Annotated in this window: 9 protein-coding genes; 8 read left to right on the forward strand and 1 reads right to left on the reverse strand. The window is 71.5% G+C overall.

What is annotated here, in order from left to right:
* Positions 1 to 121 precede the first annotated feature (121 nt).
* Genes VHA72_RS08330 through VHA72_RS08345 form a run of 4 tightly spaced genes read left to right on the forward strand, consistent with a single transcriptional unit; the run spans position 122 to position 4,315 of the window.
* Positions 122 to 1,138 carry an ABC transporter permease gene (locus VHA72_RS08330; RefSeq protein ID WP_325574137.1) on the forward strand — a complete coding sequence of 339 codons (1,017 nt, stop codon included), beginning with the start codon at positions 122 to 124 and terminating at the stop codon, positions 1,136 to 1,138.
* Positions 1,139 to 1,152: 14 nt separating this feature from the next.
* Complete coding sequence (locus tag VHA72_RS08335) at positions 1,153 to 2,244, forward strand: ABC transporter ATP-binding protein (protein ID WP_325574139.1); 1,092 nt, start codon at positions 1,153 to 1,155, stop codon at positions 2,242 to 2,244.
* Between the two features lie 14 nt (positions 2,245 to 2,258).
* Positions 2,259 to 3,434 (forward strand): ABC transporter ATP-binding protein, encoded by a 1,176-nt coding sequence (locus VHA72_RS08340; RefSeq protein ID WP_325574156.1) that lies wholly within the window; start codon positions 2,259 to 2,261, stop codon positions 3,432 to 3,434.
* Complete coding sequence (locus tag VHA72_RS08345) at positions 3,431 to 4,315, forward strand: alpha/beta fold hydrolase (protein ID WP_325574141.1); 885 nt, start codon at positions 3,431 to 3,433, stop codon at positions 4,313 to 4,315. The genes VHA72_RS08340 and VHA72_RS08345 overlap by 4 nt, the downstream gene beginning before the upstream one ends.
* Here the strand turns inward: VHA72_RS08345 and VHA72_RS08350 are convergent.
* Positions 4,269 to 5,507 (reverse strand): MFS transporter, encoded by a 1,239-nt coding sequence (locus VHA72_RS08350; protein WP_325574143.1) that lies wholly within the window; start codon positions 5,505 to 5,507, stop codon positions 4,269 to 4,271. The genes VHA72_RS08345 and VHA72_RS08350 overlap by 47 nt on opposite strands.
* 171 nt (positions 5,508 to 5,678) lie before the next feature.
* On the opposite strand from VHA72_RS08350, the gene VHA72_RS08355 reads away from it, so the two are divergent.
* The 4 genes from VHA72_RS08355 to alaS form a co-directional block, all read left to right on the forward strand.
* The gene (locus VHA72_RS08355; RefSeq protein ID WP_414689775.1) at positions 5,679 to 7,085 is read left to right on the forward strand and encodes a replication-associated recombination protein A; all 1,407 of its coding nucleotides are present in this window, start codon (positions 5,679 to 5,681) and stop codon (positions 7,083 to 7,085) included.
* Positions 7,086 to 7,096: 11 nt separating this feature from the next.
* Complete coding sequence (locus VHA72_RS08360) at positions 7,097 to 7,609, forward strand: hypothetical protein (RefSeq protein WP_325574145.1); 513 nt, start codon at positions 7,097 to 7,099, stop codon at positions 7,607 to 7,609.
* A 43-nt stretch (positions 7,610 to 7,652) separates the two neighbouring features.
* Complete coding sequence (locus tag VHA72_RS08365; RefSeq protein ID WP_325574147.1) at positions 7,653 to 7,958, forward strand: DUF6167 family protein; 306 nt, start codon at positions 7,653 to 7,655, stop codon at positions 7,956 to 7,958.
* Positions 7,955 to 10,638 (forward strand): alanine--tRNA ligase (alaS, locus tag VHA72_RS08370; protein ID WP_325574149.1); only part of this gene is annotated, 2,684 nt, incomplete at its 3' end. The genes VHA72_RS08365 and alaS, both read left to right, overlap by 4 nt.

Genomic DNA, 10,638 nt, shown 5'->3' on the forward strand with positions numbered 1-10,638 from the left:
CTGACCTGATCCAGGACATGAGTCGCCGGGGTGGGGGAGCACGCTCCCTCACCCCGGCATGCCTGCCCAACAGCCCAGCCCGTGCACGGTCGGTGATCCCGGCCGGTGAGGTGGTTCGAGAATGCTCGCCTACATCGTCCGGCGCGTGATCGTCGGCGTGATCATGCTCATCGTGATGAGCTTCGTCACGTACTTCCTGTTCTTCGCCTCCCCGATCGACCCGGGGCGGTTCGCGTGCGGGAAGAGCTGTCCTCCCGAGCTGATCAAGCAGACCGACAAGGCGCTGGGCTTCAACAAGGCGTGGCCGGTGCAGTGGAAGGACTTCGCGGTCGGCGTGGTCAAGGGCCGCGACTTCCCCGAGGACAAGTCGCTGCGCGACTCCGCGCCCCAGCTGGTCTCGCACTGCGCGGCCCCGTGCCTGGGCTACTCCGTGGTCAACCTGCAGAACGTGACCACCGAGCTCAAGGACAAGATCCCCGTCTCCGCGTCGGTCGCGATGGTGGCGTTCCTGCTGTGGATCATCGGAGGCATCGCCTTGGGCACCATCGCCGCCTTGACGAAGGGATCCTTCATCGACAGAGGCGTGGTCGGCACCAGTCTGGTGTTCTACGCCTTCCCGACGTTCTGGGTCGGGCTGTTCCTGATCGAGTTCCCCGCCATCAAATGGGGTTGGTTGCCCGTGCCCAGCTACACCCCCATCGCCGACGGCGGCGTGTGGGGCTGGCTGAGCAACCTGTTCCTGCCGGGCCTGACGCTGGCACTGTTCTACATGGCCAGCTACGTCCGCATCACTCGTGCCTTCGTGCTCGAGTCCATGACCGAGGACTACCTGCGTACGGCGAAGGCGAAGGGCGTGCCGAAGCTGCGGGTGCTGGTGAAGCACACCATGCGCGCCGCCCTGACCCCGATCGTGACGATGGCCGGTCTCGACCTGGCCAGCGTGCTCGGCGGCGCGGTGATCGCCGAGCAGGTCTTCAACTTCAACGGTCTCGGCAAGCTCGCCGTAGACTCGACGGTGACGTTCGACCTGCCGACCGTCGTCGGCCTGGTGCTCCTGCTCGCGACGTTCGTGATCGTCGCGAACATCATCGTCGACATCCTCTACGCCTTCATCGACCCGCGCGTGCGGATCGGCTAGGAGTCCTTGCGCAGATGACCACCAGCTATCTGTCCGTGCGCGACCTGGTCGTGCACTTCCCGACCGTCGACGGCATCGTCAAGGCGACCGACGGCGTCTCCTTCGACCTGGAGAAGGGCAAGACGCTCGGCATCGTCGGCGAGTCCGGCTCCGGCAAGTCGGTCTCCAGCTCCACGATCCTGGGGCTGCACCGCGGCACCCGCGCGCAGATCAGCGGCGAGATCCTGCTCGACGGCGTCGACCTGCTCAAGCTGAGCGACGAGGAGATGCGTCGCCGACGGGGCAAGGACGTCGCGATGATCTTCCAGGACCCGCTCTCGGCGATGCACCCGTACTACACGGTCGGCGACCAGCTGATCGAGGCCTACCGGGTGCACAACAAGGTCTCCAAGAAGGCCGCCCGGGCCCGCGCCATCGAGATGCTCGACCGGGTCGGCATTCCGCAGCCCTCGCGCCGCGTGGACGACTACCCGCACCAGTTCTCCGGCGGTATGCGGCAGCGCGCCATGATCGCGATGGGGCTGATCAACAACCCCGGCCTGCTGATCGCCGACGAGCCGACCACGGCGCTCGACGTGACGGTCCAGGCACAGATCCTCGACCTGCTGCAGGACCTGCAGCGGGAGTTCGACTCGGCGATCATCATCATCACCCACGACCTCGGCGTGGTGGCGGAGATGGCCGACGACGTGCTGGTGATGTACGCCGGCCGCGCGGTGGAGTACGGCACCACCCAGGAGATCCTGGTGCGTCCGGAGATGCCCTACACCTGGGGCCTGCTCGCGAGCGTGCCGGACGTCAGCGCCGACACCGACGCCAAGCTCATCCCGATCCCGGGCAACCCGCCCAGCCTGCTCAACCCGCCGAGCGGGTGCGCGTTCCACCCCCGGTGCACGTACAAGGACAAGGTGCCGGACAACCTGTGCTTCACCGTGCAGCCCGAGCTGCTGCCGGTCAGCTCCGGCGGTCACCTCAAGCGGTGCCACCTCAGCGACCCCGACGCGGTCTTCGCCACCGAGGTGCTGCCCGAGATCGCCCCCGCCCTCGCCGACGCGTCCGCAGCCACCGCGGAGCCGGCCACCGCTGAATCGAAGGACGCCCAGTGACCACCGACGAGCTCATGCCCCACGGCTCCGTCCAGGCGCCGTCCGACGCAAGGCCGATCCTGCGCGTCGAGGACCTCAAGATGCACTTCCCGGTCAAGGGCAGCGGTCTGCTGCGCCGTACCGTCGGACACGTGCACGCCGTGGACGGCGTGTCCTTCCAGGTCAACGCCGGTACGTCGCTGGGCCTGGTCGGCGAGTCCGGCTGCGGCAAGTCCACTACCGGCCGGCTGATCACCCGGCTCTACCGGCCGACCAGCGGCAGCATCGATTTCGACGGCCGCGAGATCGCCACGCTGAGCGAGCGCGAGCTGCACCCCCTGCGGCGCGACATCCAGATGATCTTCCAGGACCCGTACACGTCGCTGAACCCGCGGCACACGGTCGGCTCGATCGTGGGCGCGCCGCTGATGATCCACAAGATCGTCCCTCGCGACAAGGTGCTCGGCCGGGTCCAGGAGCTGCTCGAGATCGTCGGCCTCAACCCGGAGCACTACAACCGCTACCCGCACGAGTTCTCCGGCGGTCAGCGGCAGCGCATCGGCATCGCCCGGGCCCTGACCCTGCAACCGAAGCTCCTGGTCGCCGACGAGCCGGTCTCGGCGCTGGACGTGTCGATCCAGGCGCAGGTGATCAACCTGCTGCAGGACCTCCAGCGTGAGTTCGGCATCGCGTTCCTCTTCATCGCCCACGACCTGGCGATCGTGCGGCACTTCTGCCCCGAGATCGCGGTGATGTACCTGGGCAAGATCGTCGAGATCGCCGACCGCGAGACGCTCTACGGTCGCCCGCACCACCCCTACACCCAGGCGCTGCTCTCGGCGGTGCCGGACGTGAAGCAGGCACAGGTGGGCGGTCGGCGCGAGCGGATCCGGCTCACCGGCGACGTGCCGAGCCCGATCAACCCGCCCTCGGGCTGCTCCTTCCGCACCCGCTGCCGGCTGGCGCAGGACATCTGCGCCAAGGTCGAGCCGCCGCTGCTGCAGATCGGTCCGACCCACAAGGTGGCGTGCCACTTCCCGGGCGAGATCGGTAAGGCACCCGACACGCCGGTGACCTCGCGGCTGCTCGGCGTCGACGACTACGGCGTCGCGGACCCGGGCGCCTCACCAGTGGAGCTGCCGACCGGCCCCGGGTTCGGCAACACCTGGTTCGACCTGAACAACCGCACCATCCACACCCCGGCCTCATGAGCGACGCGATCGATACGCCGAGCACCGAGTTGGTCGACCTGCCGGACGGCCGCGTCCTCGAGGTGACGATCAGCGGGCCGGCCGACGGCGTACCGCTGCTGTGGCATCACGGCACGCCGGGCTGCGACTTCCAGGCCGCCGGTCGCCGGGCCGCCGCGGTGGAACGTGGCCTGCGGCTGGTGACCTACGCCCGCGCCGGTGCCAAGTCCTCGACCCGGAACCCGGGCCGGTCGGTGGCGGACGTGGCCGCGGACATGGCGGCGGTGCTCGACCACCTCGGCGCACGGCGGTGCATCACCGGCGGCCAGTCCGGCGGCGGCCCGCACGCGCTGGCCACCGGCGCGCTGCTGCCCGACCGGGTGGCAGCGGTGATCGTGGTCTGCGGCGTGCGGCCCTACGGGCCGGGCTTCCTGGACGGCATGGGTCAGGACAACCTGGACGAGTTCGGCCTGGCACTGCAGGGCGAGGACGCGTTGACGCCGTACCTCCTGGAGCAGCGTGAGGGCCTGCTCACCGCCGACCCCGACACGGTGGTGGCGACGATGGCCACGCTGCTGCCGCCTCCGGACCGGGCGGCGCTGACCGGCGAGGTGGGCGCGGACCTGCTGGCCAACCTGGCCGGCGGCGTCGAGTCGATCTACGGCTGGCTCGACGACGACCTGGCCTTCACCCGGCACTGGGGCTTCGAGCTGGAGGATCTCCGCGTGCCGGTGTCGTTCTGGCAGGGCTCGGAGGACCTGATGGTGCCGCAGTCGCACATGCCCTGGCAGGCCCAGCGGGTCCCGGGCGCGACGATGCACCTCGAGCCCGGCGAGGGCCACCTGTCGCTGCAGATCAACCACTTCGGTCGGATGCTCGACGAGGCGGCCGCGCGCCTGTGACGGCGTCGGCCGCCGGTCCCCGGCGGCCGACGATCATCGCCACCCCCGCCAGCGCGATCACGGCGCCGGCCCAGGTGGGGGCGTGGGCGCCGGCGCGACCGACCAGGAGTCCGGACGCCGCGCCACCGAGCGAGATGCCGAGGTTGGTGGCGGTGTTGACCCAGGTGCCGGCCTCGACGACCTCGGCCCGGTCCACCAGCAGGTCGCTGGCCCGGTAGGCGACGACGTAGGTCGGCGACAGGGCCAGGCCGGCGAAGGCGAGGCTGGCGGTGAATGGTCCGTAGGGGTCGACCAGGCTCGCCGCCAGCAGGGTCGCGCCCAGGAACGCGAGCAGGCACGTCAGGCTCTGCCGCCAGGTCCAGGACGGGCGCAGGCGTCCCCAGACGAGTCCGCCGATGACGGAGCCGCAGGCCACCCCGGCCTCCGACAGCCCGGCGTAGGAGGGATGCCCGGCGGCGAGGGCCCGTGCCGCGATGCCGGCGTAGATCGTGGCGCTCACCGCACCCACGGCGGCCATCACACCGAGCAGCCCCCGGAACCGGCGGTGCCGCAGCGGCCCCGCGCCGGCGTGCCTCGGCACGGGAACGTGGATGCCCGCGGCGACCGGGGAGGCCGCCAGGCCGGCGGCGCCGACGACGAGCAACACGGCGGCGACCGGAAGACCGGCATACGCCGGGGCGACCGCCAGCAGGCCGGCGGCCAGGACGGGCCCCAGGAGATAGAGCGTCTCCTCGCCGACCGCGTCGAGCGCGTACGCCGCAGGCACGCGGTGGTCGGGGACCAGCGCCCGCCACTGCGCGCGCATGCAGGGGCCCAGCGGCGGGCTCGCCAGGCCGACGGCGAGCCCCAGCGCCCACCAGGCGGGTGCCGCGGTGACCCCGGAGCGGGCCAGCACGACCCCGGAGCCGAGGACGACCGCGGCGGTCACGGCGATCAGCGGGAGGACCACCCGCTGGCCGTGCCGGTCGATCGCGCGGGACTTGACCGGCATCGAGAGCGCGGCGAAGCCGTTGAGCGCGCCGGCCGTGGCGGCGGTGGCGAAGGAGCCGGTGGCCTGTTGGACGGTGAACAGGAGGGTGAGCGGGAGCAGGCCGTAGGTGAGGCGGCCGGCGAGGGCGAGCCCGAAGGTGCGCGCCACGCCGTGCCGCCGCATCAGGGCGGCGTAGCTCCCGGCGACGGAGGTGCCGGGCATGAGGATCTTTCGGGACGGTGCGGCCGCAGGCCGCGCGGAAGGGACACCGAAGGCGCCGGCGACCTCGTCGGGGCGCCGGCAGGTGTTCCCTAGTCCCGCGTGCTCATGGGGACACCCTACGTGAACGCCGCGGCGGGCGGGCCTGTCGGTGCCGCCAACTAGTCTCTGAGCGTGGATGCCGACGGACTCTTCGAGATCGCCGAGGACCCGGCGCGTACGCCGGAGCTCGCTCGTCGCGAGGAGGCGAGCGACGAGCCGTCTCGACGCGGCTCGCTGTCCGATGCGGACCATGCTGCCGCTCCGCTGGCGGTCCGGATGCGGCCCCGCACGCTGGACGAGCTGGTCGGCCAGGAGCAGCTGCGCGCTCCGGGTTCGCCGCTGCGCCAGCTGATCGAGGGCGATCAGTCGCTCTCGCTGCTGCTGTGGGGCCCGCCCGGGACCGGCAAGACCACCATCGCCGCGATCGTCTCGCGGCAGACCGACCGTCGCTTCGTGGAGGTCTCGGCGGTCAGCGCCGGGGTGAAGGAGGTGCGGGCCGCGATCGACGCCGCTCGCGCCGACCTGGTCCGCACGGGCCGGGAGACGGTGCTCTTCGTCGACGAGGTGCACCGGTTCAGCAAGGCCCAGCAGGACGCGCTGCTGCCGGGGGTGGAGAACCGTTGGGTGACCCTGGTAGCGGCCACCACGGAGAACCCGTTCTTCTCGGTGATCAGCCCGCTGCTCTCCCGCAGCCTGCTGCTGCGGTTGGAGTCGCTGACCGACGAGGACATCCGCGGCGTACTCGAGCGGGCACTGGCCGACGAGCGCGGCCTGCGAGGCGAGGTCACCGCGACCGAGGAGGCTCTCGACCACCTGGTCCGGCTGGCCGGGGGAGACGCGCGCCGGTCGCTGACCTACCTGGAGGCGGCGGCCGGTGCGGCGCGCAGCCGGGGCGCCACCGAGATCGACCTGGAGACCGCCGAGACGGCCGTCGACCAGGCGGCGGTCCGCTACGACCGGCAGGGCGACCAGCACTACGACGTGATCAGCGCGTTCATCAAGTCGGTGCGCGGCTCGGACGCCGACGCGGCGCTGCACTACCTGGCCCGGATGCTGGAGGCGGGGGAGGACCCGCGCTTCATCGCCCGCCGGCTGATGATCCTGGCCAGCGAGGACATCGGCCTGGCCGACCCGACGGCGCTGCCCACGGCCGTCGCGGCGGCGCAGACCGTGCAGCTGATCGGACTGCCCGAGGCGCAGCTCACCCTGGCGCACGCCACCATCGCGCTGGCGGTCGCACCGAAGTCCAACGCCGTGACGACCGCGATCGGGGCCGCCATCGCCGACGTGAGGTCGGGCCGGATCGGGCAGGTGCCGTCTCACCTGCGCGACGCGCACTACGGCGGCGCCAAGAAGCTCGGCCACGGCAAGGGCTACAAGTACGCCCACGACGAGCCGTTCGGGATCGCCGAGCAACAGTACGCGCCCGACGTGGTCGCCGACGCCACCTACTACCAGCCCACCACGCACGGCGCCGAGGCCGCGGTCAAGGAGCGGTGGGAGAGGATCCGCGCGATCATCCGTGGTGGTGCGCGATAGGGTCGGGGGCCATGACCGCGCTCACGATCACCCTCGCCCTGGTGGCGGTGGTCGCGGCTGCGCTCGCGGTGGTGCTGCTGGTGGCCTGGCGACGCTCGCTCGCCCGGGCAGTACGTCGCCAGGAGGCCGCCGATCGCGAGACCGAGGCGCTGCGCGCGCGGCTGGACGCGCTCGAGGCCCGGACCGCGACACCGGCGGCCCGGGCGGCCGAGCAGGAGTTCGTGATCACCCACCTCGGCGAGCCGGAGCCCGCCGCCGGGTCTCCCGGTGCGACGCCGGTGAAGGTGAGCCTGAGCGGCCCGGCATTCGCCGACGCCGTGGTGCGGGAGTCGGTGGTGCGGACGGCCTCGCTGGTGCAGGGCGTGCGGCGCGCGCTCGCGCCCGAGGTGCGGCACCGGATCCGGTTCGAGATGAAGCGCGAGCTCAAGCGCTCCCGCAAGGCCCGCAAGGTCGAGCTCAAGGAGGCGCTGCGGGAGTACCGTGCCCGCAGGCGCGCCCAGGTGCCCGACGAGGGCGTGGCATGAGTGGTCCCACTCCCGGAATCGGGCCCGGCGAACGGGGACGCCGATGAGGCGCGGATTCTGGTTCGCGGCGGGCGCCGGCGCCGGCATCTATGCCATGATCCGCGGGCGCCGGGCTGCCGAGGCCTTCACCGCCGCGGGCGCTCGGGACCGGCTGCAGGCGCTCGCGCTCGGCGCCCGGATGTTCCGCGAGGAGGTCGCCACCGGGAAGGCCGAGGCCGAGGCCCGATTGCGCGAGCGCTTCGCACCGAGCTACGACTCCACACCACAACTCACCGGCGGTCTCGATACGCCGTCGCTCGTTCCTCGCGACGGCTACTCGACCAACGACACCCAGGAAGGCCAGCAGTGACCGACAACCGCCCCGACACGTGGCTCAGCACGGCGGAGATCCGTCGCCGCTTCGTCAGCCACTTCGCGGACAACCCGACCCTGCCGCACACCGCGGTGAAGTCGGCGTCGCTGCTCCTCGACGACCCGAACCTGCTGTTCGTCAATGCCGGCATGGTGCCGTTCAAGCCCTACTTCCTGGGTCAGGCCACGCCGCCGTTCCCGCGCGCCACCTCGGTGCAGAAGTGCATCCGCACGCCCGACATCGAGGAGGTCGGCAAGACCACCCGGCACGGCACGTTCTTCGAGATGTGCGGCAACTTCTCCTTCGGCGACTACTTCAAGCAGGGTGCGATCTCGCTGGCCTGGGATCTGGTCACCAAGCCGATCGCCGACGGCGGCTTCGGCTTCGACGAGGGCGTCCTGTACCCGAGCGTGCTCGACGGCGACGACGAGGCGGTCGCGATCTGGCGCGAGGTGACCGGCCTGCCCGACGACCGGATCGTGCGGCTGCCGCCCAAGGAGAACTACTGGTCGATGGGCATCCCGGGCCCCGGCGGCCCGTGCTCGGAGATCCTGATCGACCGCGGTCCCGCGTTCGGTGCCGACCGAGACTGGGACGCCGGCGACCGCTACCTGGAGTTCTGGAATCTCGTCTTCATGCAGGACGAGCTCTCCGCCGTACGCTCCAAGTCCGACTTCGACATCGCCGGGCAGCTGCCCAAGAAGAACATCGACACCGGGATGGGCCTGGAGCGGGTCGCCTACCTGCTGCAGGGCAAGAGCAACATGTACGAGACCGACGTGGTCTTCCCGGTGATCGAGAAGGCCGAGGAGCTCACCGGCAAGAAGTACGGCGCGGCGTACGAGGACGACGTCCGCTTCCGCGTGGTCGCCGACCACGTCCGGTCCTCGATGATGCTGATCAGCGACGGTGTCACGCCGGGCAACGAGGGCCGTGGCTACGTGCTGCGCCGGCTGCTGCGCCGCGCGATCCGCAACGTGCGCCTGCTCGGCTACGAGGACCCGGCGCTGCCCGAGCTGATGCCGGTCTCCCGGGACAAGATGGGGGAGACCTACACCGAGCTGCACAGCGAATGGGACCGGATCATCCGGGTCGCGAACGCCGAGGAGGAGGCGTTCCGCAAGACCCTCCAGTCCGGCACCCAGATCTTCGACCTGGCCGCCACGGAGGTGAAGGAGGCCGGCGAGACGGTGCTGCAGGGCGCGAAGGCGTTCCAGCTGCACGACACCTACGGCTTCCCGATCGACCTGACCCTGGAGATGGCCGCCGAGGCCGGTCTGAGCGTCGACGAGCAGGGCTTCCGGAGCCTGATGGCCGAGCAGCGCGAGCGCGCCAAGGCCGATGCCCGGGCGAAGAAGGGCCAGCACGCGGACCTGTCGGTCTACCGCGAGATCCTCGACGCCAACGGGCCCACCGACTGGCAGGCGTACACCACCCTGGAGACCGAGTCCGGTCGGGTGGCGCTGCTCTCTGGCGGCAGGCCGACCGAGGTGCTGGGCAGCGGCGAGATCGGCGAGCTCGTCCTCGACCGCACCCCGTTCTACGCCGAGTCCGGCGGCCAGATCGCCGACGCCGGCATCATCGAGTTCGACGGCGGCCGGCTCGAGGTGGTCGACGTCCAGCGCCCGGTCAAGGGCCTGGTCGTGCACCAGGTGCGCGTCGTCGACGGCGAGCTGACGCCGGCCGCGCGGCACTTCCACGCCCGGGTCGACCCCGAGTGGCGCCTCGGCGCCCGACAGGCGCACTCGGGCACGCACGTGGTGCACGCGGCGCTGCGCGAGGTGCTCGGCCCCACGGCGCTGCAGTCCGGCTCCTACAACCGACCCGGCTACCTGCGTCTCGACTTCGGCTGGACCCAGGGCCTGACCCCGGGCCAGGTCCGGGAGATCGAGGAGGTCTCCAACAACGCGCTGCGCGCCGACCTGCCGGTGTCGTGGCAGTACATGACGCTGCAGCAGGCCAAGGACTGGGGCGCCGTGGCGCTCTTCGGTGAGACGTACGACGACACCAACGTGCGTGTCGTCGAGATCGGCGGCCCCTGGTCGCGCGAGCTGTGCGGTGGCACCCACGTGGACCACTCCTCGCAGATCGGCACCATCGTGGTGACCGGGGAGTCCAGCGTCGGGTCGGGCAACCGCCGTATCGAGGCGTTCACCGGCCTGGAGGGCTTCCGCTACCTCGCCCGCGAGCGCGACGTGGTGGACCAGCTCACCGAGCTGCTCAAGACCCAGCCCGACGACCTGGTGGGTCGGGTTGGCGACCTGGTCGAGCGGCTCCGTGCCGCGGAGAAGGAGATCGAGAAGGCCCGCGTCGCGCGGCTGCTGGCCCGCGCGGGCAGGTTCGCCGAGGACGCCGTCGACGTGGACGGGGTCGCGGTGGTGGCCGCGCGGGCCGCCGGCGCCGGCGGCAACGACGTACGCACCCTGGCGATGGATGTCCGCGGCCGGTTCCCGGCGGACCGCCCCACGGTGGTCGTGCTGCTCGGCGACGCCGACGGCAGGGTCTCGATCGTGGCGACCGTCAACGAGGCCGGGCGGGCGCGCGGCCTCAAGGCCGGTGCGTTCGTGCAGGCACTCGCCCCGGTGCTCGGTGGTCGTGGCGGCGGCAAGGACGACCTGGCCCAGGGCGGCGGCAGCGACGTGGCCAAGATCGACGACGCCCTGGCGCTGGTGCCGGG

The organism is Nocardioides sp., assembly GCF_035547795.1.
In the GTDB taxonomy this organism is placed as follows: domain Bacteria; phylum Actinomycetota; class Actinomycetes; order Propionibacteriales; family Nocardioidaceae; genus Nocardioides.